The organism is Rhizobium sp. PDO1-076 (assembly GCF_000247475.1).
Taxonomy (GTDB): domain Bacteria; phylum Pseudomonadota; class Alphaproteobacteria; order Rhizobiales; family Rhizobiaceae; genus Allorhizobium.
Map to the genome: position 1 here is coordinate 1 of NZ_AHZC01000398.1, position 26990 is coordinate 26990.

The following is a 26990-nucleotide window of genomic DNA, read 5'->3' on the forward strand; positions in this document are numbered from 1 at the left end:
GGCATGGGATTTTTGAAGGTTTTGATTGATGAGAGTGGGGGATCGAGCTTGGAAACGTACACGCCAGAGCCAGTGCGCCCCCCTCTGTCGGCTCCGCCGACATCTCCCCCTACGGGGGGAGATCACCGAGACCGCAGTGCAAGGGCGAGAATGGTGACCGAGATGCCGAGGCGAACAGAAGAACCGACAAGGAACAGAGGCTCGTTATACCCGCCTCAATTGCCCAAGGTATGCGGTTGGGTGAGCGGCCAACCCCACGCCAATCTCCCTCCCTGTGGGGGGTGAGGAACGGTCTGCGCAGCAGAGCAAACGATCCAGTGAATTGTTTGCAGTGTCGAACGGCCGGCAGGCCAGAGGGGGGTGTTGCCGATGCACAGGCCCACACGCACAGTGAGCGAACAAACACCAGCCACCAACTCACCCCTCGCCAAACGCAAAAAAGGCGACCGAAGCCGCCTTTTCGCTAGCCATCCTGGTGACCTCAGGCCGCCTTGGCTGCCTCGCCATAGGGATCGAACCGGCCGTAGAAGGTGTCGCCCTTGGCGGCCATGTCGGTGAGCAGCGGCGTCGGGGTGAAATGCGCACCGTAGTCCTTCGCAAGCCGTTCGCAGAGGCTTACGAAGGTCTTCACGCCCATGCCGTCGATATAGGACAGCGCACCGCCGGTATAGGGCGCGAAACCGAAGCCGAGGATCGAGCCGACATCGGCCTCGCGCGGATCGGTGACGATGCCCTCCTCGACCGTTCGGGCCGCTTCCAGCGCAATCGTCACCAGGAAACGCTGCTGCAGCGTCTTGACGTCGACATCTTCCGGCTTCTGCTGCGGATGCAGATCCTTCAGCCCCGGCCAGATATGCTTCTTGGCCGGCTTGGCCGGATAGTCATAGAAGCCCTTGCCGTTCTTGCGGCCGAAACGCTCTTCCTTTTCGACCATGCGCGAGACCAGTTCCATGTGGCGCGGATCGACGGCCTTGTCGCCGAGATCGGCAACGGTGGCCTTGAGGATCTTGTAGGAGAGGTCGATCGCCACCTCGTCGTTGAGCGCCAGCGGACCGACCGGCATGCCGGCAAACTTGGCGGCATTTTCGATCATCACCGGCGGTACGCCTTCGATCAGCATGTTGTAGCTTTCCGCCATGTAGCGCAGGACGCAGCGGTTGACGAAGAAGCCACGGGTGTCGTTGACGACGATCGGCGTCTTCTTGATTGCGGCAACGTAGTCGAGCGCCACGGCAAGCGCCTTGTCGCCGGTTTCCTTGCCGAGGATGACTTCGGTCAGCATCATCTTCTCGACCGGCGAGAAGAAGTGGATGCCGATGAAATCGGTCGGACGCTTCGCGTTCTTGGCAAGTCCGGTGATCGGCAGGGTCGAGGTGTTGGAGGCGAAGATCGCCCCTTCGGGAAGCACCGCCTCGACCTTCTCGATGACGGCCTTCTTGACGTCGCGATCCTCGAAGACGGCCTCGATGACCAGATCGGCATCGGCGAGCGTGGCGTAGTCATCCGACGGGGTGATCAGCGACAGCAGTTTTTCACCCTCGTCCTTGGTAAGCCTGCCCTTGCCGACAGCACCGGCGACAAGTCCCTCGGAATGGGTCTTGCCCTTGCCGGCTGCCTCCATGTCGCGGTCGATCAGGACGACGTTGATGCCGGCGGCGGCCGTCACATAGGCGATCGAAGCGCCCATGAAGCCGGCGCCGACGACGCCGACCTTGGCGATCTTCGACTTCGGCTGGCCGGCCGGGCGGCGGGCGCCCTTGTTCAGCTCCTGCATCGAGACAAACAGCGAGCGGATCATCGAGAAGGCTTCTGTGGTCTGGACGATCTCGGTGAAATAACGCTGCTCGATGCGCAGGCCGGTGTCGAACGGCACCTGCAGGCCCTCATAAACGCTTTTCAGGATGGCAAGCGCTGCCGGATAGTTGCCGGCAGTCTCGCGGCGCAGGATGGCGGATGCGGCCGGCCAGAGCTGGGCAGCCGCCGGCGTCCAGATGCCGCCACCGGGAACCTTGAAGCCCTTTTCGTCCCAGGGGGCGACAGGCTTCAGGCCGTCCTTGATCATCTGCTTGGCGGCATTGATCAGTTCGCCCGGCTCGACGACCTGGTGCACCAGGCCCATGGCCTTGGCGCGGGCGGCCGTCAGGCTCGACCCGGTGGTCATCATCTGCAGGGCATCCTGGGTATTGGCGAGACGGGCGACACGCTGGGTACCACCGGCGCCGGGGAAGATGCCGACCTTGACCTCGGGCAGTGCCAGCTTGACCGACTTGGCATTGGAGGCGACGCGGCCGTGGCAGGCGAGCGACAGCTCGAAGGCGCCGCCCATGCAGGTGCCGTTGATCGCCGACACCCATGGCTTGCCATTGGTTTCGATCTTGCGCCACAGCCAGGTCATGCGACCGGCGGCGTCGAACAGCTTCTGGACCGCTCCGGCCGGATCCTTGGTCTTTTCTTCCTCGAGCATGGAGAACATGCCCTTGATCATGGTGAGATCGGCACCGCCGGAAAAGCTGGACTTGCCGGAGGTGAAGACCACGCCCTTGACGTTCGCATCGGCGACGGTCTGGTCGAGGATCTTCTCGATCTCGTCCATCACCTCGACGGTGAAGACGTTCATCGACTTGTCGGGCATATCCCAGGTGACCAGGGCAATGCCGTCGGCGTCGGTTTCAACGGTGAAGTTCTTGTAGGTGCTCATGATGGGATTCCTCTTCCCTTGAATTCTCTGATGTCGCCGCCGCTCCAAATCCGGTGCGATCCGGCGGGGTTAAGCCCCTCCCCCTTGTGGGAAGGGGTTGAGATTGCCTCAAACCCGTTCGATGATCGTCGCCGTGCCCATGCCGGCGCCGATGCAGAGCGTGACCAGCGCGGTGTTCAAGTCGCGGCGTTCCAGTTCGTCGAGCACGGTGCCGAGGATCATCGCGCCGGTGGCACCGAGCGGGTGGCCCATGGCGATCGCGCCGCCGTTGACGTTCATCACGTCGTGGCTGACGTTAAAGGCCTGCATGAAGCGCAGGACGACAGCGGCAAAGGCCTCGTTCAACTCGAACAGGTCGATGTCGGCGATCGTCATGCCGGAACGCTTCAAGAGCTTTTCAGTGACGTCGACCGGCCCGGTCAGCATCAGGGCCGGGTCGGAGCCGATATTGGTGAAGGCGCGGATACGGGCGCGGGGCTTGAGGCCCATGCTCGCACCGCCGACCTTGGAGCCGACCAGCACGGCTGCGGCGCCATCGACGATGCCGGACGAATTGCCCGCATGGTGCACATAGTTGATTTTCTCGATTTCCGGATGGGCCTGGATGGCGACGGCGTCGAAGCCGCCCATTTCGCCGGGCATCTGGAAGGACGGGTTGAGGCCGGCGAGCGACTGCATGTCGGTGGTCGGGCGCATGTGCTCGTCACGATCGAGGATCACCAGACCGCTGCCATCCTTCACCGGGATGACGGACTTGGAAAAGTAGCCTTTTTCCCACGAATTGGCCGAGCGCTTCTGGCTCTCGACCGCATAGGCATCGACGTCGTCGCGGGAGAAGCCATACTTTGTGGCGATCAGGTCGGCGGACACGCCCTGCGGCATGAAATAGCCGGGGAAGTTGACCGAGGGGTCCATGTACCAGGCACCGCCCGACATGCCCATGCCGACACGCGACATGCTCTCGACGCCGCCGGCGATGACGATGTCGTCGGACCCGGCCATGACCTTGCCGGCGGCAAGGTTGACGGCATCGAGACCGGAGGCACAGAAGCGCGAGATCTGGATGCCGGGAGCGGAAAAGGCGTAGCCGGCCTCGAAGGCGGCGGCCTTGGGGATCACGGCACCGGCTTCCATGACCGGGTCGACGCAGCCAAAGATGATGTCGTCGACCGTGGACGTGTCGAGACCGTTGCGGTCGCGCAGGGCTTCAAGCGTCTTTGCGGCAAGCCTGGGCGTCGGCACTTCGTGCAGCGATCCGTCCTTCTTGCCACGGCCGCGCGGGGTGCGCACGTGATCGTAGATATAGGCTTCGGTCATTGTTTCTCATCTCCCTTGCGGCGCGCGAAGCGCCTTGAAAACTGTTGTGGCCATCTCATAACGGCCGCTCGTCCGCCTGCTCAGCCCTTCTGCGCGTCCAAGGGGCGAAGGGCATGTGTGTCGTCGGCGCCGGCAATCCCCTCTCCCCGCGAACGGGGAGAGGGGCTGGGTGAGGGACAGCCACAACGCTGGCGGGCGCTGAAGCCCCCTCAACCGGCCTTCGTCCGTCTTCTCCTATCGAGGGGAAGAAGACGGTCAGAACGCGTCGGCGGCCATTTCCATCAGGCTGTCGGCGCCGGCTTCGATGCGGGTCTTGCGCAATGCGGTCTCCGGCATGACCTTTTCCATGTAGAAACGGCCGGTCAGCAGCTTGTTGCGGTAGAAATCGGCGTCGCCGGTGCCCGCAGCAAGGGCCTCGTTGGCGGCCTTCGCCATCTTGGCCCACATGTAGCCGAGAACTACGACACCGAAGAGATGCATGTAGTCGGTCGAACCGGCGCCGGCATTGTCGGGCTTGGCCATGGCGTTCTGCATGAACCACATGGTTGCCGCCTGCAGATCGTTCAAGCCCTTCTTCAGGCTCTTGGTGTAGAAAGACAGGCTTTCGTCGACACGGTTTTCCTCGCAGAAATCACCGATTTCCTTGAACAGCGCCATGACGGCGCGACCGCCATTAGCGCCAAGCTTGCGGCCGACGAGGTCAAGCGCCTGGATGCCGTTGGCGCCTTCGTAGATCATCGCGATGCGGGCATCGCGGACATACTGGCTCATGCCGTGTTCTTCGATATAGCCATGGCCACCAAAGACCTGCTGGGCCATGACCGCATGGTCGAAGCCCTTGTCGGTGAGCACGCCCTTCAGGATCGGCGTCATCAGGCCGAGGATATCGTCGGCCGTCTGCTTCTCGGCGGCATCGCCCGAGCGATGGGCGACGTCGGATTTGAGCGCGGTCCACAGCGTAAAGGCGCGGCCAGCTTCGTTGAACGACTTGATGGTCAACAGCGTACGGCGGATGTCGGGATGCACGATCAGCGGATCGGCCTTCTTTTCCGATGCCTTGACGCCGGACAGCGAGCGGCCCTGGATGCGTTCGCGGGCATAATTTGCTGCATTCTGGTAGGCGATTTCGGCGATCGACAGGCCTTGCAGGCCGACGCCGAGGCGGGCCTCGTTCATCATGACGAACATGGCCGAGAGGCCCTTGTTCTCGGCGCCGATCAGATATCCGGTCGCCTCGTCATAGTTCATCACGCAGGTGGAATTGCCGTGGATGCCCATCTTGTGTTCGATGGCACCGCAGGTGGCGGCATTGCGGGCACCGACCGAGCCATCGTCACCGACCATGAACTTCGGTACGATGAACAGCGAGATGCCCTTGGTGCCTTCCGGCGCGCCCTCGATGCGGGCGAGCACCAGATGGATGATGTTGTCAGTCATGCCGTGTTCGCCGGCGGAGATGAAAATCTTCTGGCCGGAAATCTTGTAGGAGCCATCGGCCTGCGGATCCGCCTTGGTGCGCAGCAGGCCGAGATCGGTGCCGCAATGGGGTTCGGTGAGGTTCATGGTGCCGGACCATGTGCCTTCGACCATCTTGGGCAGATAGGTCTGCTTCTGTGCATCGGAGCCATGCACGAGAATGGCGGCGATCGCGCCCTGGGTCAGACCAGGATACATCATCAACGCCATATTGGCGGACGACATGTATTCGCCGACGGCGACATGCAGCGTGTAGGGCAGGCCCTGGCCGCCGAACTCCGGCGGGACAGCAAGGCCGAGCCAACCACTCTGGCAATAGGCGTCATAGGCTTCCTTGAAACCCTTGGGCACGGAGACCGTGGCGTCGTCGTGGCGGGTGCAGCCTTCCTGGTCGCCGGAGAGATTGAGCGGGAAGAGCTGCTCCTCGGCCAGCTTGGCGGCTTCGCCGACGATCGCCTCGACCATATCCGGGGTCGCGTCCTCGAAGCCCGGCAGATTGTTGTACCGGTCGAAGCCGAGCACGTCGTTCAGGATGAAAAGCGTATCGTTTACGGGGGCCTTGTAGACAGGCATCGGGTATCTTCCTCCAAAGACATGGTTCCGAGATATCGGACTGGTTCTAGCTTATACAAATAATTGACGTGCGCGTAAACGTCAAAATTTATGGGTCGCCCATATTTTACCGATGGCAACCGGCACCCTCCCCTGCACCTTCCTCCCGCCAGCGCTTGCACCGGCTGCTATTCTCGCCCCTGCTCCAGCTGCAACTCTGACTACAACTTTGCCCAAAACTCTGGCTGCAACTCCACGTCAGCAGCATGGCGCAAAAGTCTGAGCAAATCCTCTTCGATGCGATCGCACGGAGTGCAGGCTGGCAGGTGCTGCTTGCGCGGGGCATTTCAGAGAAAGTTAAAGTTTTTTAGGGCCGGGTTAACGGCTTCTTTACCATGTTTCATGAAAGGTTGCTTTTGAAAGCTGGCGATCCGCGTGCCTTGCACCCGTCGCTGCCACGTCCTTCGGAAACAACCGAAAAGACAGGCGGGACAAGAACAAGACGCTCGGAACAAAGGCTCGACAGCGGCAGACGCAGCCGAGCGGAGTAACCGTCGGCCATCATCGAAGCGAGCAGAACCATGAACGGATCTCGATCACCCTCTCAACGTCCCGGCGGCACATCCTCGCTGGACGCGTTGAGTCGTACCATCGAGGGTCTCGAGGCGCGGATCGACGGACTGATCGGTCAAGGCGGACGCAACCGTCCGGTGGAAGAGCCGAAGTCGCGTGCGCCGGAGCCGTCCTCCAGGCCGCAGCGCGAGTTTCGCGATCCGCTGGCGGAAATCCGCGAACGCCAGCGCCTGCTGGAAGAAAGCCGCAACCGGGCGCCAGAGCGCACCCCCTATCGCAGCGAGACTGCCGTGCCTGCTGCAACTGCGCAACCTGCGCTGCGGGAACCAGCACCATCCTACCGCGAGCCGCTTCCGCCGCTGCGCGAGACACCTCAGTCGCTGCGCGAGATGGGGGGTGACCGCTTTGCCACGCGCTCCGATCGCCGGGCCGAAATCGGCAGCCGTGACATTACCGAGGCGCTGCTCGGTCTGCGCCAGGAACTGAAGCAGGACATTGCCGAGAGCATGGCACGCGAGATTGCCGGCCTGCGCCACGAGATGCGCAGCATTCGAACACTGGCCGAGGAAAGCCGGCCGAACGAGGACATGCGCGCCGACTTCGCCAAGCTTGCCGACAGCATTCAACAGCTCGATGCCGCCAAGGCGCCGGGTGCCGATGGGTTGCAGGCGGAATTCAACGAGTTGCGCTCGCTGATGGATGGCCTGGCCCGCGAGGATTCCGTTGCGCGCATGGAGCGTCGCTGGAGCGATGTCGAGGTACGTCTCGGCGAACTCGACACATCGGCGATGCGCGAGGAGATCATCCGGCTGGCAGACCGGCTGGACGATATCAAGGCGCATCTCGGCACGATGGGGGACACGCGCGCCATCCGCGCGCTGGAAGAAAAGCTGATCACGGTCGCGGCCGCCCTCGAGCATATCGGCGCGCATATCGACCCGAACGAACGCATGGTGATGGAGCAGTTTGCCGGCATCGACATGCGCCTCGACGAAATCACAAGGGCGATCGCCGCCGGCAGCCGCAGCACGACGGCTAGCACCGACACGGCCACCCTGCACCGGCTGGAAGACCGGCTGGCCGGCCTTGCCCGACAGATCGAAGTCTTGAACGACCGCCGCGATCCGCAGACGGATGCCTCGGACGAACTGGCCCATCGGCTCGAGCTGTTGACGATGCGCATCGAACAGCTGTCGACCAGCCAGAGCACCGCGCCGCTGGAAGACCGTCTCGACCAGCTCTCCTACATGCTGGAGAGAACACAGACGCCGGTGCCGGCCCCGGAACTGACGGGTTATCTCGCCGACATTTCACGCAAGATCGACGCACTGGACAACGGATCGGTCAACGATCGGCTGGCCGACAGGCTCGAGGTTCTGGCACGACGGATCGAGGAACTGGATCTGCCGGTGGCCGCCACCGCACAGATCGACGACAGCGCATTCCGCGACCTGGAAGACCGGCTGAATGCCGTCGTCTACCGGCTCGAGGAAACCAGCGCATCCACGCCGGCGTCCGACGGCGCCAGCCTGCGTGGGCTCGAAGAGCAGATCGCCCATCTGTCGATGTTGATCAGCCAGCCGTCGAACGATCCGGAAGTCGCAGGGCGGATTTCGGCACTGGAAGACTATGTCGCAACCAGCGACGAATACATTATCGAAGCCGCCCGACAGGCTGCCGAGACGGTGATGGCGAATTTTGCTCATCGCGGATCGTCTTCCGCTGCAAGCACGGCCGACCTCAGCGCGCTCACGGCATTGTCGGACCACCTGCGGCAACTCGAAGACTTCTCGCGCAATTCGGAAGAGCGGACCCACCGCACGTTTGAAGCCCTGCATGGGACGCTGGTGCAGATTGCCGGCCGTCTCGACGAATTGCAGGACGGCGCCCAGAGGCATGAACCCGCTCTGTTTGCACAGGCTCCGATTGCCCAGCATCAGGACCGACGCCCGGAGCCGGCGCACGCGGAGCCGGTACGCTCCGGGACTGTACGCCACCCGGTCATGGCCGAGATGGCGACGACAACCGAAGCGGCCGTCACCGAAGCCCACCCGATCGATGCCGAATTGCAGGCAGCCGCCGATGCCTTTGCCGAAACGATGACAGCCCTGCCGGTCATCCAGTCTGCCAGAAACGAAAAGAAACCGGCCAAGCCGAGCCTGCTTGCCGGACTGGGCAAGAAGCTTCTGCCCTCGAAGAAGGAGCCGAAGCCAGCCGAGACCCGGCAGTTGATCGATCCGGTTCCCTCGATCGATCCGGTCGACATGGTTTCGGCCGATGAAGACAACGAGTTGCTGGAGCCAGGTTCGGGCGCACCCGACGTGCGCAAGATCCTGGAACGGGTTCGCGCCAGCCAGCAGGCACCGCGCAACGACGCCAGCGGCAAGGACGGCACCGATCGGACCGATTATATCGCTGCCGCCCGACGCGCCGCCCAGGCCGCCGCGATGGAAATGGACCGCGCGCAGAAGGCGCCGCCGGCGGCACGCGCCGTTGCCGGTGCCAAGGCGAAGGCCACGGCTACGGGCGCGGAAAAGGCATCCCTCTTCGGTCGCTACCGCCGGCCGATCCTGATGGCCGTCGGCGCGATCCTGCTGGCTGCCATGGCCATGCCGCTGATCAACACGTTGACGCGCGACGACAGCGACAGCCAGCAGCCAGCGCCGATCGAGGCGCCTGCGGCAGACGAAAACAGCCAGATCGAGCAGGCGCCCGGCGCAATCGACACTGCGACCCTGGACACCACGGCTGCCGATGCGTCCACGACCATCAACACCAGTGCTGCCCCGACCGAGGCCGCGATGGCCGTTCCCGGCCTTGAAACGACCGCTGCGCCGGAGGTGCCGGCAACGACAGCGCCTGCAACAGACGCGATCGAACCGGAGATACCGGCGGCAGACGCGACTGTCGGCGAGACGCAGGCTGCGGCCGAACCGGCATCAGCGCTGATGGCACCAACGGAGACGGCACCGCCGCAGGCGCTGGACAGCAATCCCGCACCGGCTGCCGAAACCTCTACGCTTGCACCGCCGCCGGCTGAGACCAAGGCGGCAGCCATCGTGGTTCCGGCGACGATTACCCCGCCATCGCTGTCGATTGCCGCCAAGGACGGCGATCCTGTGGCGCTGTTCGAGATCGGCGCGCGTTATACCGATGGTCGCGGCGTGACCAGCGATTTCGCCGAGGCGGCCAAGTGGTACCAGCTGTCGGCCGATCGTGGTTTCGTGCCGGCGCAGTACCGGCTGGCCAATCTGTATGAAAAGGGAACCGGCGTGCCGCGCGACATCGCGACCGCCAAGCGCTACTACGAGATGGCGGCCAATGCCGGCAATGCCAGCGCGATGCACAATCTCGCCGTGCTGTTTGCGTCCGGCGCCGACGGCGCGCAGGACTATGCCAAGGCGGTGGAGTGGTTCGAGAAGGCTGCCGAATTCGGCATTTCCGACAGCCAGTTCAATCTGGCCATCCTCTATGCGCGCGGCAATGGCGTGAAGCAGGATCTCACCGCCTCCTACAAATGGTTCGCCGTGGCGGCCAAGGAAGGCGACAAGGATGCGGCGCAGAAACGCGACGAGGTCGCCAATGCGATGAAGCCGGACCAGCTGGAGCGCGCCCGCGCCGAGGTGGACCTGTGGAAGGCAAAGCCCGTCGATACCGATGCCAATTCCGTCAACACACCGGACGAATGGGCCGGCAAGGGCCTGAAAACGGCCAGTGTCGACATGAAGAAGGCGATCTTCAACATCCAGGCGATCCTGAACAAGAACGGCTTCGACACCGGCAAGCCGGACGGCGTGATGGGTGCCAAGACCGTGACGGCGATCAAGGCTTTCCAGACGTCGATCGGAGAACAGCCGACCGGTCAGGTTTCGGATAAACTGGTCAATGCGCTGCTCGCACGCAACAAATGACGGCACCGTCATAAAAGGCGGAAAATCAGGGCTTATGGGTGGCTGCAGAATTGACTTGCAGCCCTCACGGGCGCAAGAAAAGACCAGCCTGGGATCAAATCCAATCAAGGACTTGCGCCCGTTTTAGACGATTTGTGAAACGGGCCGCGATCCGGTCTCCAGAGATCCGCGCCGAGAGCGCGGATAATCGCATTTGAGGTCAGCGCGTGACGATCTATCTGCCGATCGCCGAATTGTCGGTGAATATCTTCATCATCCTCGGCATGGGCGCGGCTGTCGGCTTTCTCTCGGGCATGTTCGGCGTCGGCGGCGGCTTCCTGATCACGCCGCTTCTAATCTTCTACAACATCCCGCCGGTGGTCGCGGTTGCAACCGGGGCCAACCAGGTGGTGGCCTCATCGGTCTCGGGCGCGATCACGCATTTCCGCCGTGGCTCGCTGGACATCAAGCTTGGCATCGTCCTGCTGATCGGGGGCCTAGCGGGCGCGACCGTAGGCGTGGTGATCTTCTCCTGGCTGAGGCGTCTTGGTCAGCTCGACCTGATCATCTCGCTGCTCTACGTCGTCTTTCTCGGTACGGTCGGTGGACTGATGCTGATCGAAAGCCTGCGCGCCATGCGCCGGGCATCGCGCAATGAAACGATCTCGCTGAAGCGGCCCGGACAGCACAACTGGGTGCATCGCCTGCCGTTCAAGATGCGCTTCAAGAAATCGAAGATCTATCTGAGCGTCATTCCGCTGCTCGCGTTGGGTTTTGCCATCGGCATCCTGACCTCGATCATGGGTGTCGGCGGCGGCTTCATCATGGTACCGGCGATGATCTATCTCCTGCGCATCCCGACCAATGTGGTCGTCGGCACCTCGCTGTTCCAGATCATCTTCACCACGGCCTATACGACGATCGTGCAGGCGGCGACGAACTTTTCGGTCGATATCGTGCTGGCTTTCGTGCTGATGGTGGCCGGCGTGATCGGCGCACAATATGGCGTGCGCGTTGGGCAGAAGCTGCGTGGCGAGCAGTTGCGCGCGCTGCTCGGGCTGCTGGTTCTCGCCGTCGGGGTGCGCCTGGCGATCGAACTGGTCGTGCCGCCAGAAGACATCTATTCTCTGGCGATCGGGGGCTGACATGCTGATGAAGCTGATCGCAGCCGCCGCCTTTTCCGCCTGCATCGCAGCCGCCCTGCCGGCTGCGGCGCAAAACCCGCTGGCCGCCGAGATCATCGGCCAGGAAACGCTCGACATCGGCACGTCGACCAGCGAAATCGCCATCACCTCGGATTTTTCCGGCGCAGACCTGACGATTTTCGGGGCGCTGGCCAATGCCGACCAGCTGCTGCTCGCCATCGGTCAGTATGATGTGGTGGTGACGCTGGAGGGACCGCGCGACTGGACAACGGTGCGGCGCAAGGAGCGGATGTTCGGGATCTGGGTCAACCGTACCTCGATGACCTTCGAGCAGATGCCGACCTCCTATTCCCTGGCGAGCACGCGGCCGGTGAGCGAGATCGCGTCCGCCGCGACGCTGACCCAGCTCGGCATCGGCATCGAACACCTGGCCCTGACGCCGACCGGCTACCTGAGCAATGCCGCCAATCTCGGCGAATTCCGCGATGCCTTCCGGCGTCTGAAGCAGACGGCGGGGCTCTACCAGGGCGACACGAACGGCGTGCGCTTCGTCTCGTCGAGCCTGTTCAAGGCGACGTTGCAGCTGCCGGCGAATATTCCAGATGGGGTGCATATGGTGCATGCCTATCTGTTCAAGTCGGGCGAATTCATCACCGAACGGGAATTGCCGCTGCGGGTGATCAAGACCGGGCTCGAGGATGCGATCACCCAGGCCGCCCACCAGCAGCCGCTGTTTTACGGCATGTTCTCGGTGATGCTGGCGCTGATCACCGGCTGGCTGGCGAGCCTGATCTTCCGCAAGGACTGAAGACGTCTCACCCGAGCAGATTGCCGAAACGTACCGAATAGATGCGGTCGCGGCCGAGCAGGTGGGCGATCAGGTCGGCGCGGGCAAACAGGCCGGTGAAGGCCTTGTGGCGCAGGTCAAGGCCGCCGGTCAGGACGCCGAAGGCCGGCATCAGCAGGCGGGTGCCGTCGGTGGCGAAACACGGGCGGCGGACGGATTTTTCCCGGCGGCGCACGGTGGCGCAGGGGTGCAGATGACCGGCGATCTCGCCGGCGCCATGGGCAAGCGACGGCTCGTGGCGGAAGGTGAGGCCCGACAGGGCGATCTCGTCGGCAGACATTCCCAGCAGATCGGTGGTGCCATCCGGATCATGGTTGCCGTTGATCCAGATCCATTCGCGGCCACGCGCCATGGAGGCGATCATCTCGCGGAACGGCAACGGCATCAGGGCGGAGCCGGCGCGATCATGGAAATTGTCGCCGAGGCTGATGACGGTCTTCGGCTGGTAGCGGGCGATCACCGCATCGAGCAGCTTCAGCGTGGCGAGCGTGTCATAGGGCGGCAGGAGCTGGCCGCGACGGGCAAAGGCGGCTGCCTTTTCCAGATGCAGGTCCGAGACGACGAGAAGGTCGAGATCGGGGAAATAGAGCGCACCCGACAGATCGGCAAAGCCAAGCTGTCCGGCGATCACAAGGCTTGCGCGCCGTGTCTCATCCTCTTCTTCACCGATTGCCCGTGCCAGTCTGTTCATGCGGCTCTTCTAACGTGTTTCGGTGCGGATGCCAGCCCTGTTCGGGCCAGTCCTGTTCAGGCCAAGCCTGTTCACGCCAGGGCTTCCGCCATCAGATCTTCGGCGGCATAGGCCAGCAGGTGTTCCTGGGCATCGCCGGCGACAGGTTCCTTGCCTATCTCCATCATGACGGGTACCGCCAGCGGCGAGATCTGCTCCAGGCGTTTGTGCAGGATATGTCCCTTGATTCGTTTTAGCATATCGGCAAGCCGGGCGATGTCCAAAAGTCCGGCGGCGGCATCCTGTCGCGTGGCCTGCATCAGGATATGGTCCGGCTCGTGGGTGCGCAGAACGTCGTAGATCAGGTCGGCGGAGACCGTGACCTGGCGGCCGGACTTTTCCTTGCCGGGATGGCGTTTGTCGATCAGGCCGGCGATGACGGCGCAGGTGCGGAAGGTGCGCTTGAGCATCCAGCTTTCGTTGAGCCAGGCTTCGAGATCGTCGCCGAGCATGTCCTCGTCGAAGAGATCCGACAGGCTCAGCGCCTTGCGGGCGATCATCGAGCCCATGTCCTCCAAACCCCAAATGGCCAGCGCATAGTCTGTCGCGACAAAGCCGAGCGGCTTGGCGCCCCGGCGCTCCAGGCGGCGGGTGAGCAGCATGCCGAGCGTCTGGTGGGCGAGCCTGCCCTCGAAGGCATAGATCACCATGTAGAAGCGCTCGCCGCGCGGGAATGTCTCGATCAACAGGTCGCCGCGCTTCGGCAGGACGGATTTTTCCTGCTGCAACGCCAGCCAGTCACGCACCTGGTCGGGAAGCTTGGCGCGGCGGGCGGGATCGTCGAGCATGGCGCGGACCTGATCGGCAAGATAGGTCGACAGCGGGAACTTGCCGCCGGCATAGGCGGGGATCTTCGGATCCTGGGAGAAGGCATTGGAGACAAGGCATTCATTGTCGCGGATGCCCTCGAAGCGCAGGACCTTGCCGGCAAACAGGAAGGTGTCGCCCGGGGTCAGCTGTTCGAAGAAATACTCCTCGACCTTGCCGAGCGTCATGCCGCCACGGCCGATCGAGCCCAGGTGATTGCGCTTGACGAGGCGGACATTGAGCATCGGCATCTCGACGATGGTGCCGAGGTTGAGGCGGTATTGCTGGGCGACGGCCGGATTGGAGACGCGCCAGGTGCCGTCGGCGGTCAGGCGGATGCGGGCATAGCGCTCATAGGTCTTCAGCGCATAACCGCCGGTGGCGACAAACTCGACGATGCGGGCAAAGGTTTCACGCGGCAATGCTGCATAGGGAAGCGCGCTCACCACCTCCTCATAGAGATCGTCTTCGACAAAGGGGGCCGCACAGGCCATGCCGAGCACGTGCTGGGCAAGCACATCGAGCGAACCTTCGCCGACCGGCGGTGTATCCTGGGCGCCGATATAATTGGCATCGAGCGCCGCCTGACATTCCATGACCTCGAACCGGTTGGCCGGAACGAGGATGGCGCGGGACGGCTCGTCCATGCGGTGATTGGCGCGGCCGATGCGCTGGGCGAGCCGCGAGGCGCCCTTGGGCGCGCCGACATGCACGACGAGGTCGACATCACCCCAGTCGATGCCGAGATCGAGCGTCGAGGTGGCGACGACGGCACGCAGCTTGTTTTCGGCCATGGCGGCCTCGACCTTGCGACGCTGGGACACATCGAGCGAACCGTGATGCAGTGCGATCGGCAGGTTATCGTCATTGACCGTCCACAGTTCCTGGAAGAGCATTTCGGCCTGGGAGCGCGTATTGACGAAAAGCAGCGTCGTCTGGAAATCCTTCAGCACCTTGTAGAGATCGGGGATGGCATAGCGGGCCGAATGGCCCGACCAGGGGATGCGCTCCTCCGTCTCCAGGATGGTGATGTTCGGCTTGGCGCCCCCATCGACGGTGATCACGCCGGATTCCGCCGTTGCATCCCGCGGCTGGGCGATAAGCCAGCGGCGCAGGTCGAGCGGTTCGGCGACCGTTGCCGACAGGCCGATGGTCTGGAGACCGGGCGCCAGCCGGCGCAGGCGGGCAAGGCCAAGCGACAGAAGATGGCCGCGCTTGGAGGTGACCAGCGAATGCAGTTCGTCGAAGATGACGTAGCGCAAGTCCTTGAAGAAACGTCCGGCATCGGCATGGGAGATCAGCAGCGCCAGCTGCTCGGGTGTGGTCAGGAGGATATCCGGTGGATTGAGCTTCTGGCGCTGGCGCTTGGCTTGCGGCGTATCGCCGGTGCGGTTCTCTACGGAAATAGCCAGCCCCATTTCGGTCACCGGCTTCATTAGATTGCGTTCGATATCGACGGCGAGCGCCTTCAGGGGCGAGATGTAGAGCGTGTGAATGCCGGTAAACGCGGATCCCGGAGGCAGCTTGCCGCGCTCGGTGAGTTCGGTGAGCGCCGGCAGGAAGCCAGCGAGCGTCTTGCCGGCACCGGTCGGGGCGATCAACAGCAGGCTTTCGCCCGACCGTGCGCGGGTGAGCAATTCCAGCTGATGGGCGCGCGGCTGCCAGCCCTTTTCGCCAAACCAGCGAAGGAAGGGGGCAGGCAGAAAAATCTCGGCGGCGTGATTCATCAACACTCTCTCAACCTAGCGCAGTGGCGGCGAAAAAGAAGCGTCCTTGACAACCGCAATAATCACGGATAAATATTATCCACGATAAAGGAGCAAGTGATGAAACTCAGCGACGGCATAGAACAGGCCATCCACTGCATGACGATGCTGGCCAGCCTTGAAGAGGGCAGCACGCTTTCGGCAGCAGCCCTTGCGGAGTTTCATGGCGTGTCGCCGAGCTATCTGCTGAAACATCTGCAGGCGCTGTCTGCTGCCGGGCTGGTTGCCACCGTTCCCGGCCCGAAGGGCGGCTATCGCCTCGGCCGGGCAGCCGATGAGATCACCCTGTTCGACATCGTCATTGCCGTGGAAGGACCACAACCGGCCTTTCGCTGTAACGAAATCCGCCAGCGGGGGCCCAATCCCCTTCCCGCCCGGTATTTCGACAAACCCTGCGGAATTGCCGCCGCGATGCTGGCGGCGGAGCGGGCCTACCGCTCGGAACTGAAGAAAACCAGCATCGCGGATCTAATCAACGATCTGACGGCAACAGACGATGGGGGAATTGCCGCACGCGGCTGTGCCTTCCTCGACATCAACGAACGCAAAGCCGCCCGCTGAAGGGCCATCCTGAAAGGAACCATCATGCATCCCCGTCTCGATATGCAGAAGGCAGCACCCGCCGCCTTCAAGGCCGTGCTCGGCCTGGAAAACTACGTTCAGTCCAGCGGCCTTGCCCGCTCGGAAATCCACCTGATCAAGCTGCGCGCCTCGATCATCAACGGCTGTGCCTTCTGCGTCGACATGCATATCAAGGAATCCCGCCATGACGGGCTGTCCGAGCAGTGGACCAACATGATGTCGGTCTGGCGGGAATCGCCGGTCTATTCGGCCCGCGAACGCGCCCTGCTCGGCTGGGTCGATGCGGTGACGAACCTTGCCGGCACCGGCGCACCCGACGCTGACTTCGAGGCCCTGAAGGCGCATTTCAGCGAAACCGAAATCGCCAATATCACAGTGGCAATCGGTGCCATCAATGTGTGGAACCGGCTCGCCGTCGGCTTCCGCTTTCAGCATCCGATCGACAAGCCGCGCGCAGCGGCCTGAGGTCGGTCCCGAAAGACAATAGATTGGAAGGCGGCGCAATTTCTGCGCCGCCTTGCCTCGTTTGCAGACCGACTGGCGGTCAGGCCGCCAGGTCGAGCACGATACGGCCGTCGATCTGGCCCTTTTCCATGCGCTTGAAGATGTCGTTGATGTTCTCGAGCTTGTCCCAGGAGAAATGCGAGGCCACCTTGCCCTCGCCGGCAAATTGCAGGCTCTCCTCGAGATCCTGGCGGGTGCCGACGATCGAGCCACGCACGGTGATGCGCTTCAGCACCGTCTCGAAGACCGGCAACGAGATGAAGCCCGGCGGCAGGCCGACCAGCGCCATCGTGCCCTTCGAGCGTAGGAAGCCATAGGCCTGTTCCATCGCTTTGGGCGACACAGCCGTGACCAGCGCGCCATGCACGCCGCCGGTTGCCTTCTGCACCTGTTCGATCGCATCCCCGGCCGTGCCATTGACGACGATATCGGCACCCAAGTCCTTGGCGAGCTTCAGCTTGTCGTCAAAAATGTCGGCAGCGACGACATGCATGCCCATTGCCTTGGCATATTGCACGGCCATGTGGCCGAGACCGCCGATGCCGGAAATGACGACCCATTCGCCGGGGCGCACTTCGGTTTCCTTCAGGCCCTTGTAGACGGTGACGCCGGCGCAGAGGATCGGGGCTGCCGCGCCGAATTCGAGATTGTCCGGCAGGCGGCCGACAAAATCGGGATCGGCGAGGCCATATTGGGCAAAGGTGCCGTTGACCGAATAGCCAGTGTTCTGCTGGCTGCCGCACAGGGTCTCCCAGCCGGTCCGGCAAGGATTGCAGCAACCGCAGGCGGTGTGCAGCCAAGGCACGCCGATGCGGTCGCCTTCCTTGATGCGGGAGACGCCGGCACCCAGTTTGGCGACATAACCTGTGCCTTCGTGGCCGGGAATGAACGGCGGATTGGGCTTGACCGGCCAGTCGCCGTTGGCGGCATGCAGGTCGGTATGGCAGACGCCCGTCGCCTCGTATTTCACCAGGATCTGGCCCGGACCGGGTTCGGGGATGGGGTGTTCTTCAATTACCAGCGGCTTGCCGAACGCACGCACCACCGCAGCTTTCATTGTCGATGCCATCATATCCTCCAGTCAAATTTGACGATTGCCCCATTGCATGGGCCATACCCCGCGGGATCGCCCGGCGGGTATGACAGGAGACTATGCGCGTATGGAGAGAAGGCGATTGATCAGTGTCAATCTGTCGGCAATTTCATCGAAATGACATGAAACAGTCTTGAGCCAAGGTGGCGGGGGAGATTTCCCCCCCGCCGGCAAGCTCAGGCGAGGTTCTTCTTGAGAAACTCGACCGTGCGCGACCAGGCGAGATCGGCGGCGGCCTTGTCGTAGCGGGCCGACGAGGTGTCGTTGTTGAAGGCGTGGTTGACGCCGTCATAGACGAACAGCTCATAGGTCTTGCCATTGGCATCGAGCGCTGCCTTGTAGGCGTCGATGCCGGCATTGATGCGCTCGTCGAGCCCGCCATAGTGCAACATCAGCGGCGCCTTGATCGACGGCACGTCTTCAGCCGGCGCCTGGGCACCATAATAGGCGACGCCGGCTCCCAGTTCCGGCGAGGCAACCGCCATGCGGTTGACCATGCCGCCGCCCCAGCAGAAGCCGATCGCGCCGACCTTGCCATTGGTCTTTTCATGACGGCTGAGGAAAGCGCGGGTCGCCTCGCCATTGGCAACGGTCGCGACCATGTCGAGGCCGGAGAACATTTCGCGGGCCTGATCCTCGTTTTCCGGCGTGCCGCCCAAGGGAGAGAGGAAATCCGACGCAAGCGCCACGAAGCCTTCCAGCGCCATGCGCCGGGCGACATCGCGGATATGCGGGTTGAGGCCGCGGTTTTCATGGATGACGATGACGGCCGGGAGCCTGTCGGTCGCACCCTTGGGCATCACCAGATAGCCTTTCATCTCGCCGCCGGCACCCGGATAGGTGATGTCCTGCGCTTCGAGACGATCATCGGCTTCCGGAACGATGGTGGCATTCGCCTGGTTGGCGGCCAGAAGCGGCATGATGGCGGCGGCCGCAGCACCGGTGCCGGCGAGCCGGGTCAGCTTTTCCATGAAACCACGGCGATCGAGCGTCAGGTGGGTGTATTCATCATAGGCGTTGATCATCGCCTGGGTAATCTTCGGCTTGTCCATGTTCTTCTCCCACGTTGAATTCAACACCGGGAAAGATAGGCGTGGCGGCTGCCAAGCCCAGACAAAACTGCGTTACCACAGGTTCACGAAAAGGCCATCCACGCCACAAGCCAGACCCAGAGGGCAAACAGCGCCGCAAAGCCCAGGCCGAACAGCGGCCGGCGCAGATGCAGCCGGTTCCCGAAGACATGCACATAGGCATGGGCGCAACGCGTCGCGACGAAGAACCAGGCCAGCACCACGGCGACCAGATTGTCGGCTTGTGTGATGTAGAGCAGAATCGAGACGGCATAAAACAGGATCGGCAGCTCGAACTGGTTGGCGATCGATCTGTTGACCACGCGGCTTTCCTCGGGCTCGGCCAGGTTCTCGCGAAAGGCGATACGCTCCACCTTGCCCGAGCGCACGACCTGGCTCCGGCGCAGGACCAGCAGCGCGTAGAGGCAGAAGACGAGGAAGACATGGGCGACCAGGGGCCAGAACATTTCAAAACCGGTCATGGCAAAATCCTTGTTCAAATCACTGTCATGAAAAAGCCCGAGGTCGTTGCCGACTTCGGGCCTTGAATATCTCTAGCGGCTTGCAGAAATCATGGACCGCCCGGATAGTTCGGGCTTTCGCGGGTGATCGTCACGCCATGCGGATGGCTTTCGCGCAGGCCGGCGCCGGAAATGCGCACGAAGGTGGCCTTTTCCTGGAAATCCTTGATGTCCTTGCCGCCGACATAACCCATGGCGGCCTTCAGGCCGCCGGCGAGCTGGTGCAGCACAGCCGAAACCGGACCCTTGTAGGGAACCTGGCCTTCGATGCCTTCCGGCACCAGTTTCAGCGTGTCGCGCACTTCCGCCTGGAAGTAACGATCCGCCGAGCCGCGTGCCATGGCGCCCACAGAACCCATGCCGCGATAGGCTTTGAAGGAGCGGCCCTGGTAGAGATAGACTTCGCCCGGGCTTTCGTCGGTGCCGGCGAGCAGCGAGCCGACCATGACGGCCGATGCGCCGGCGGCAATAGCCTTGGCCACGTCGCCGGAGAACTTGATGCCGCCATCGGCGATGACAGGAATGCCGTGCTTGTTGGCTTCCTCGACCGCCGCCATCACGGCTGCAAGCTGCGGAACGCCTACGCCGGCGACGATACGCGTGGTGCAGATCGAGCCCGGGCCGATGCCGACCTTGATGCAATCGGCACCGCTGTCGATCAGGGCGCGGGTGCCTTCGCTGGTGGCGACATTGCCGGCAATGATGCGAATGGCGTTCGACATCTTCTTCACTTCGGCAACCGCGTCCAGCACCTTCTGGCTATGGCCGTGGGCGGTATCGACGACGATCACGTCGACGCCGGCCTCGATCAGGCGCTCGGCGCGTTCGCGGCCATCGTCACCGGTGGAGATGGCGGCGGCGACGCGCAGGCGGCCTTGCGCATCCTTGGCGGCATGGGGATTGAGCTGCGACTTCTCGATGTCCTTGACGGTGATCAGGCCGACGCAACGGCCTTCATTGTCGACCACGACCAGCTTTTCGATGCGATGGGTATGCAGCAGGCGTTTTGCCTCCTGCTGCTCGACGCCATCCCTGACGGTGATCAGGTTCTGATGGGTCATCAGCTCGTGGATCTTCTGGCTCGGATCAGACGCGAAACGCACGTCGCGGTTGGTCAGGATGCCGACAAGGCGGCCCGGGCGACCACCGTTCTCGACGACCGGAATGCCGGAAATGCCATGCGACTTCATCAGCGACAGCGCTTCGGCCAACGTCGCATCCGGGCCGATGGTGACCGGGTTGACGACCATGCCGCTTTCGAATTTCTTGACCTGACGGACCTCTTCGGCCTGCTCGATCGGAGTCAGATTGCGATGGATGACGCCCATGCCGCCGGATTGTGCCATGGCAATCGCCAGACGGCTTTCGGTGACGGTGTCCATCGCCGACGACAGGATCGGCAGCGACAGGTCGATGTCCTTGGCAATGCGGGTGGCGATATTGGTCTGACCCGGCATGATCTCGGAATGGCCGGGCTGCAGCAGCACATCGTCGAAGGTAAGCGCTTCTGCGCCGGTTGCCGAAATTACGATGCGTGCCATTGCCATTTCCTTCGTTTGATAAAAAGCCGGAGGCTCCGGGACGAAATATACGTCCGGCTGCTCCTGCAAAAACTGCTTGGAAGTTGGCGAGGGCTGGTAACACGTTCATGACAGGAAGGGAATAGCAAAATGGATTTCACCCGTAACGCCCGGATTTCTGCGCCTGCCGCGATCAAAACTCGCGTTTAACGGGAATTAAATCATGCTAATGAAGAGATCTTCAAGTGTTCTCCGCTAGAAGAGCCTGGATCGCGCCGAAAACGGCCGGCATCTGAATAAAAAGCAAGATCAAAACGGGGGACACGACACATGACAGCAATCAGAAAACGCGCAGTTGCGCATGAGAACCAATTTGCCCGCGATCAGGAACTCCTGTTCAAGACGGAAGCACGCCGCAATGCGCTGATCGGCCTCTGGGCGGCATCCGTGATCGGCGACGGCGACGGCGAGGCCTATGCAAAGGAACTGGCCATGACGGCGGTCGAAGGCGAGCACAAGGTGCTGGAACGCCTGCGCCATGATTTCGATGCTGCCGGCGTGGCCGTGCTCGACACCGACATTCAGGACCGCATGGTCTCGATGCTGCGCACGGCAGCCGAGGATCTCTACAAGGGCCGGTAATTGCTGCTGTCGTGACATTCAAAGGCCTGCACGCGATCTCGCGATGCAGGCCTTTTTCAGGTTTCTGACCCAATCCGGTCAGATGTCGAACTGATAGGCCTTGGGCACGAAGCGGTAGCCCTGGTCGACCTTCTCGACATAGCCGACCGCCGGGAACGGCATGTGATAACCGAGGAAGGCGAGCTTGTCGGTTGCCAGCATGTCGAAGACCTTCTTGCGGCTTGCGGCGGCAGCAGTCTTGTCCATATCGAACCGCACTTCCCAATCCGGGCGCTGCAACGACAGGACGAAGTGGTTTGCCGTATCGGCGGTCAGGACGAGCTGTCGGCCTTCCGATTCCACACTGTAGATCATGTGGCCCGGCGAATGGCCGAAGGCGGCCATGCCGGTGATGCCGGACACGACTTCTCCGCCATCGCCGATGAAGGTCATCTTGTCGGCCAGCGGCTTTACATTGGCGAGCACGCCCTTGTGACCGCCTTCGGCCGGTGTGCCGGCGCGGGCCGGATCGACCCAGAAATCATATTCCGTCTGGCCGGTGATATAACGCGCATTGGGAAAGGCCGGCGCGCCGCCTTCCATCAGGCCGCCGATGTGGTCGCCATGCAGATGGGTGAGCACGACGATGGTGACGTCCTCGCGCTTGTAGCCGGCAGCGGTCAGCCCTTCCAGCAAACGGCCATTGCCATTGGCGCGGCCGGCTTCGCCAAAGCCGGTATCGAACAGGATGACATCCGAACCGGTGTTGACCAGGGTCGGCGAGAAGCTGTTGACGAACTTGTCGGCAGGCAGGAAATTGGCTTCGAGCAGAGCGCCGACGACTTCCGGCGTCTGGTTGGTGCCGAATATCTCCTGCGGATTGTCCGAGGGACGCGCGCCATCCTTGACGACGACGATCTCGAACGTGCCGACCTTGAATCGATGGGTCTCGGGCGGCATGGCATGATTGATATCCATCGAGGTATCGGCTCCGGTCTGCGCGCTCGCCGCGGCCATGATCATCGGCGATGCCAGAGCGACACCCGCGCCACCCAGCAACATTCTTCTCTTTAGCGAAATCATTGAAAACTCCCTCGTTGAACACTCCTCTGCCCGGCAAGCCAAGCTCTCGTGGCGAGATAGGGTTGCCGGCGCCGGAGGAAAGTCGCCTCACACCATCGTGATCCGCAGATTCGAAGAGACATGGAACAATCGGTGCCGCTCAGGCATGTCTGCTGGGCAGCTCATCATCCGGTGGCGAACGCGCGGGAGACGATTTCGCAGCGGTCGCGAATAGGATAGAAGACGCTCCACACACCCTGCCCGCCGCATTCCCCAGGACAATTCGATGAACCGCATCACACCGCTGATCCTTGCCGTTGCACTGTTCATGGAGCAGATGGATTCCACGGTGATCGCCACGGCACTGCCGACGATTGCCGCCGATCTGCATGTCGGCCCTATCACCCTGAAGCTGGCACTGACCGCCTATATGGTGGCATTGGCGATCTTCATCCCGATCAGCGGCTGGATGGCGGATCGCTTCGGTGCAAAACGCATTTTCCGCGCGGCGATCGTCGTCTTCATGCTGGGCTCGGTGTTCTGCGCCATCTCCGGCTCGCTGACCACCTTTGTCGCGGCGCGGTTCCTGCAAGGCATCGGTGGCGCGATGATGACACCGGTGGGACGTCTCGTGCTGTTGCGCACGACGAAACGCAGCGACCTGGTCTCGGCGATGGCGCTCTTGACCATTCCCGGCCTGCTCGGCCCGATCACCGGACCGCCGGTCGGTGGCTTCATCACCACCTTCTTCAGCTGGCACTGGATCTTCCTGATCAATATCCCGATCGGCCTGGCGGGCCTATGGCTCTCCAGCATCTACCTGCCCGAGATCGACCCGGTGGCCACCGCACCGATCGACTGGAAAGGCTTCGCGCTCAGTTCGATCGCCGCCTCCGGACTGGTCTTCGGACTGTCCGTGATGAGCCTGCCGGGCCTGCCGATCATCGTCGGCATCGGTGCAACGGTGACCGGCCTGCTGTGCCTGCTGCTCTATGTCGGCCATGCCCGCCGGCACGCGGCACCGCTGCTCGACCTCAGCCTGTTTGCCAATCGCAGTTTCCGCGCCTCGATCATCGGCGGCACCGGTTTTCGGCTGGCAGCAGGCGCTACACCGTTCCTGCTGCCGCTGATGCTGCAACTCGGCTTCGGGATGAGCGCTTTTCAATCCGGCATGACCACCTTCATTGCAGCGGTCGGCGCGATCACCACCAAATTCGTAGCGCGGCGCGTCTTTGCGGCTGCTGGCTTCCGCAATATCCTGATCGCGGCCGGCCTGGGCGGCACGTTGACGACCGCCGCCAATGCGTTCTTCACGCCGGCTACGCCGATCGCGGTGATCATGGCGTTCCTGCTGATCGGCGGCTTTTTCCGGTCCTTCTTCTTCACCGGCGTCAACACGCTCGGCTATGCCGAGATCGATGACCAGCATGCCAGCCAGGCCACGTCGCTGACATCGGTGCTACAGCAGATCAGCCTGGCGCTCGGGGTTGCCGTGGCGGCCGCCATTCTCGAAACCAGCACGACGCTGTCGGGCGGTCCGTTGTCGCTCGGTGATTTCCACGTCGCCTTCGCAGTCGTGGCGGGCCTTTCCGTCTTCGCAATCATCCCGTTTTTCGGGCTACCCCGCGATGTCGGATCGGCGGTCTCCGACTATCGCCGACCCACCGAGACTGAGACCGTTGCGGTGAAATGATGCTGTGATCGCCGTTCACGGCGTCTCGCACACGGCCGACAGCTTGTTGCCGTCGGGGTCGCGGACATAGCAGGCATAAAAGCTTGCGTGATAGGGCCTGAGGCCGGGAGCCCCCTCGTCCGTGCCGCCATTGGCGAGCGCTGCCGCATGGAAGGCATCGACCGCAGCGCGGCTTGGCGCATCAAGCGCCGTCATTGCGCCGTTGCCGAAGGTTGCCGGCCTGCCATTGACGGGCGTCAGGACCCAGAGCCGGCAGCGGCTGTCCGCTTCGCTGCCGTAGCCGAGTTCATCGTCTTCAGTCACGCGGCGTGTCACCGAAAGCGTTGCCAGCACGGCATCATAGAAAACCTGCGAGCGGACAAGATCGGTGGAGCCGAGGGTGATGTAAAGCAGCATCCTTGCGTTTTCCCGTCCTGTTGAGACTGTAGTCTCCTGGTTGCCCGCCGGTTCTGAGCCGGTCAGTCCTGGTTCTCGTCGGCCGGCGCATCCTCACGCGGATCGTAGGCGAACTCGCCATCGTCTTCGCCGTGCTCGAGATTGCGTGTATCCAGGCCGATGCGCTTGCCCTTGAAATCCTTGGCAAGCAGGAACATCTCGACCGATTCCGAGCGCGACGATGGCGGCTTGTTATGCAGGACCTGGCGGAAATTCTGCTTGAGCATGTTGAGCAGGTCCTTTTCCGTGCCACCCTGGAAGGTCTTGGCAAGGAAATGCCCGCCCTCGCCGAGAACTTCGACGGCAAAATAGGCCGCGACCTCGCACAGATGCATGGTGCGCAGATGGTCGGTTCTCTGGTGACCGGTGGTCGGCGCGGCCATGTCGGAAATGACCAGATCCGGCGTGCCGCCGACGGCCTCCATCAGCTGGCGCGGCGCATCATCATCGAGAAAGTCGAGCTGCAGGATCTTGACGCCCGGAAGCGGCGCCATCTCGAGGAAGTCGATGGCGGCGACGCGGATGTCGTCGTCGGTGGAATCGGTGACCTTGGCGGCAATCTGCGACCAGCTGCCCGGGGCAGCTCCGAGATCGATAATGCGCCGAGCGCCTTTGAGGATCTGGTGCTTCTCGTCGATCTCGAGCAGCTTGAACGCAGCACGGGCGCGGTAGCCTTCAAGCTTGGCGCGCTGCACATAGGGATCATTGATGTGGCGCTCGATCCAGCGTCTGGACGAGGCCTTCAGCTTGCCCTTCTTGACCTTCTGGCCAAGTTTGCGGCCGGTGCGATTGCCGCCGATCGGTGGCTTGCTCATGGCTCAGCGCTCCCTGAAATGTGGTGGGCGACGATTGCGGCCGCGGCGCCAAACGCCGTCATCCGCCATCATGTCGGTCAAAAGGCCTTCGCGCAGGCCGCGGTCGGCAACCCGCATGCGGGTCGACGGCCAGCGGCGGCGAATGGCCTCGAGAATGGCACAGCCGGCCAGGACCAGATCGGCACGATCCGGCCCGATGCATGGATTGGCGGCACGGCCGGCAAAATCCCAGGACAGAAGCTTGGCCTGCATGGCCGTGACTTCGTCATCCGACAGCCACACACCATCGACCTTGCGACGATCGTAGCGCGGCAGGTCGAGATGCACGCCGGCAAGCGTGGTGACCGTGCCGGAGGTGCCGATCAGATGAAAGTCTTCCGGCGCGCCGCCGGGACCGAGCGGCACGGGCGGGCAATCGAAATTGGACAGCATGCCGACAACCTCGGAGGTCATCGCCTCGAAGACCTCCGGCGTGACATCGCGGCCGCCATGGCGCTCGGACAGGGTCACGACGCCGACCGGCAGCGAGGTCCAGTGGGTGATGTGATTGGCCAGCCGGCTGGAGCGGTTTTCATTGATGCGGATCACCGCGATCTCCGACGAACCGCCACCGATATCGAACAGCACGACCGAACGCGCCTCGCGGCCGACCAGCGACGAGCAACCGGACACGGCAAGCCGTGCCTCGGTTTCGCGGTTGATGATCTCGAGGTCCAGTCCGGTCTCGACCGTGACGCGGGCGAGGAACTCCTCGCCGTTTTCGGCGGCACGGCAGGCTTCGGTCGCGATCAGTCGCATGCGGCGGATTTCACGCCCGGCGAGCTTGGTGGCGCAGATGCGCAGGGCCTCGACGGCACGATCCATGGCGTCCTGCGACAGACGACCGGTGGCCGCCAGCCCCTCACCCAGGCGGACGATGCGCGAAAAGGCATCGACGACGCGAAACTGGCCGGGCCGGGTCGGCTGGGCGATCAGCAGGCGGCAATTGTTGGTACCGAGATCGAGCGCCGCGTAGAGATCGTCATGCGAACCTTCAGGGGCGGTTGAACGATTGCGATCCGGATGGGGGCGATCATGGACCCGATCAGCGTGATGACCGGATTGCGCCACGCGCGGCGGCTGGCTGTCAGGCTGCGGCTGGATCTCGGGCGGACGCGCCTTGGCACCGGCGGCATGACCGCCGGAGGAAGCCGGTTTGCCGGAAGGCGCATGCTTGCCGGCAGGCGGCTGCGAGCCGGCGAGCGGGCGCACTTGGCCGGGACGGGCAAGGGCC

General features: G+C 62.9%; 20 protein-coding genes. 7 read left to right on the forward strand and 13 right to left on the reverse strand.

Features of this window, described 5'->3' with window-relative positions; genetic code table 11:
- Nucleotides 1–481: 481 nt before the first annotated feature.
- The 3 genes from PDO_RS20765 to PDO_RS20775 all read right to left on the reverse strand — a co-directional run bounded on the left by PDO_RS20765 (nucleotide 482) and on the right by PDO_RS20775 (nucleotide 6064).
- Nucleotides 482–2698 (reverse strand): FAD-dependent oxidoreductase, encoded by a 2217-nt coding sequence (locus PDO_RS20765; RefSeq protein ID WP_007606475.1) that lies wholly within the window; start codon nucleotides 2696–2698, stop codon nucleotides 482–484.
- A gap of 108 nt (nucleotides 2699–2806) precedes the next feature.
- A complete protein-coding gene (locus PDO_RS20770) occupies nucleotides 2807–4015 on the reverse strand; it encodes an acetyl-CoA C-acetyltransferase (protein ID WP_007606476.1) in 1209 nt (402 codons plus the stop codon).
- Between the two features lie 255 nt (nucleotides 4016–4270).
- The gene (locus PDO_RS20775; RefSeq protein ID WP_007606477.1) at nucleotides 4271–6064 is read right to left on the reverse strand and encodes an acyl-CoA dehydrogenase C-terminal domain-containing protein; all 1794 of its coding nucleotides are present in this window, start codon (nucleotides 6062–6064) and stop codon (nucleotides 4271–4273) included.
- 560 nt (nucleotides 6065–6624) lie between these two features.
- Between PDO_RS20775 and PDO_RS20785 the strand changes: the two genes are divergently transcribed.
- The 3 genes from PDO_RS20785 to PDO_RS20795 all read left to right on the forward strand — a co-directional run bounded on the left by PDO_RS20785 (nucleotide 6625) and on the right by PDO_RS20795 (nucleotide 12459).
- Nucleotides 6625–10527, forward strand: coding sequence for a peptidoglycan-binding protein (locus tag PDO_RS20785; RefSeq protein ID WP_007606478.1), 3903 nt, complete (start codon nucleotides 6625–6627; stop codon nucleotides 10525–10527).
- Nucleotides 10528–10733: 206 nt separating this feature from the next.
- Nucleotides 10734–11651, forward strand: a complete 918-nt coding sequence (locus tag PDO_RS20790; protein ID WP_007606479.1) for a sulfite exporter TauE/SafE family protein — start codon at nucleotides 10734–10736, stop codon at nucleotides 11649–11651.
- A gap of 1 nt (nucleotide 11652) precedes the next feature.
- Nucleotides 11653–12459 (forward strand): TIGR02186 family protein, encoded by an 807-nt coding sequence (locus PDO_RS20795; RefSeq protein ID WP_007606480.1) that lies wholly within the window; start codon nucleotides 11653–11655, stop codon nucleotides 12457–12459.
- A 7-nt stretch (nucleotides 12460–12466) separates the two neighbouring features.
- On the opposite strand, the gene pdeM is transcribed toward PDO_RS20795, so the two are convergent.
- Together pdeM and PDO_RS20805 are read right to left on the reverse strand one after the other, a co-directional pair.
- Complete coding sequence (gene pdeM, locus PDO_RS20800; protein WP_007606481.1) at nucleotides 12467–13189, reverse strand: ligase-associated DNA damage response endonuclease PdeM; 723 nt, start codon at nucleotides 13187–13189, stop codon at nucleotides 12467–12469.
- 71 nt (nucleotides 13190–13260) lie between these two features.
- The gene (locus PDO_RS20805; RefSeq protein WP_007606483.1) at nucleotides 13261–15762 is read right to left on the reverse strand and encodes a ligase-associated DNA damage response DEXH box helicase; all 2502 of its coding nucleotides are present in this window, start codon (nucleotides 15760–15762) and stop codon (nucleotides 13261–13263) included.
- Nucleotides 15763–15861: 99 nt separating this feature from the next.
- On the opposite strand from PDO_RS20805, the gene PDO_RS20810 reads away from it, so the two are divergent.
- Nucleotides 15862–16362 carry an RrF2 family transcriptional regulator gene (locus PDO_RS20810; RefSeq protein WP_007606485.1) on the forward strand — a complete coding sequence of 167 codons (501 nt, stop codon included), beginning with the start codon at nucleotides 15862–15864 and terminating at the stop codon, nucleotides 16360–16362.
- 24 nt (nucleotides 16363–16386) lie between these two features.
- Nucleotides 16387–16848: a carboxymuconolactone decarboxylase family protein gene (locus PDO_RS20815; protein WP_007606487.1), complete on the forward strand. Its 462-nt coding sequence runs from the start codon at nucleotides 16387–16389 to the stop codon at nucleotides 16846–16848.
- A 79-nt stretch (nucleotides 16849–16927) separates the two neighbouring features.
- Here PDO_RS20815 and adhP read toward each other — a convergent pair whose 3' ends face one another.
- The 4 genes from adhP to guaB all read right to left on the reverse strand — a co-directional run bounded on the left by adhP (nucleotide 16928) and on the right by guaB (nucleotide 21112).
- Nucleotides 16928–17956: an alcohol dehydrogenase AdhP gene (adhP, locus tag PDO_RS20820; RefSeq protein WP_007606493.1), complete on the reverse strand. Its 1029-nt coding sequence runs from the start codon at nucleotides 17954–17956 to the stop codon at nucleotides 16928–16930.
- A 200-nt stretch (nucleotides 17957–18156) separates the two neighbouring features.
- The gene (locus PDO_RS20825) at nucleotides 18157–19032 is read right to left on the reverse strand and encodes a dienelactone hydrolase family protein (protein WP_007606495.1); all 876 of its coding nucleotides are present in this window, start codon (nucleotides 19030–19032) and stop codon (nucleotides 18157–18159) included.
- A gap of 83 nt (nucleotides 19033–19115) precedes the next feature.
- On the reverse strand, nucleotides 19116–19532 hold the full coding sequence (locus PDO_RS20830) for an MAPEG family protein (RefSeq protein ID WP_007606497.1): 417 nt from the start codon (nucleotides 19530–19532) through the stop codon (nucleotides 19116–19118).
- Nucleotides 19533–19621: 89 nt separating this feature from the next.
- Nucleotides 19622–21112 carry an IMP dehydrogenase gene (gene guaB, locus PDO_RS20835; protein ID WP_007606499.1) on the reverse strand — a complete coding sequence of 497 codons (1491 nt, stop codon included), beginning with the start codon at nucleotides 21110–21112 and terminating at the stop codon, nucleotides 19622–19624.
- A gap of 309 nt (nucleotides 21113–21421) precedes the next feature.
- On the opposite strand from guaB, the gene PDO_RS20840 reads away from it, so the two are divergent.
- Nucleotides 21422–21733, forward strand: a complete 312-nt coding sequence (locus tag PDO_RS20840) for a DUF1476 domain-containing protein (RefSeq protein ID WP_007606501.1) — start codon at nucleotides 21422–21424, stop codon at nucleotides 21731–21733.
- A gap of 78 nt (nucleotides 21734–21811) precedes the next feature.
- Here PDO_RS20840 and PDO_RS20845 read toward each other — a convergent pair whose 3' ends face one another.
- Nucleotides 21812–22795 (reverse strand): MBL fold metallo-hydrolase, encoded by a 984-nt coding sequence (locus tag PDO_RS20845; RefSeq protein ID WP_007606503.1) that lies wholly within the window; start codon nucleotides 22793–22795, stop codon nucleotides 21812–21814.
- Between the two features lie 265 nt (nucleotides 22796–23060).
- On the opposite strand from PDO_RS20845, the gene PDO_RS20850 reads away from it, so the two are divergent.
- A complete protein-coding gene (locus PDO_RS20850) occupies nucleotides 23061–24467 on the forward strand; it encodes a DHA2 family efflux MFS transporter permease subunit (protein ID WP_007606504.1) in 1407 nt (468 codons plus the stop codon).
- Nucleotides 24468–24482: 15 nt separating this feature from the next.
- Here PDO_RS20850 and PDO_RS20855 read toward each other — a convergent pair whose 3' ends face one another.
- The 3 genes from PDO_RS20855 to PDO_RS20865 form a co-directional block, all read right to left on the reverse strand.
- Complete coding sequence (locus PDO_RS20855) at nucleotides 24483–24863, reverse strand: VOC family protein (protein WP_007606505.1); 381 nt, start codon at nucleotides 24861–24863, stop codon at nucleotides 24483–24485.
- 62 nt (nucleotides 24864–24925) lie between these two features.
- Entirely contained in the window at nucleotides 24926–25717 is a 792-nt protein-coding gene (locus tag PDO_RS20860) for an RlmE family RNA methyltransferase (RefSeq protein WP_007606506.1), read from the reverse strand.
- Nucleotides 25718–25720: 3 nt separating this feature from the next.
- Nucleotides 25721–26990: Ppx/GppA phosphatase family protein (locus PDO_RS20865; RefSeq protein ID WP_007606507.1), on the reverse strand; the 1270-nt coding region annotated here is incomplete at its 5' end.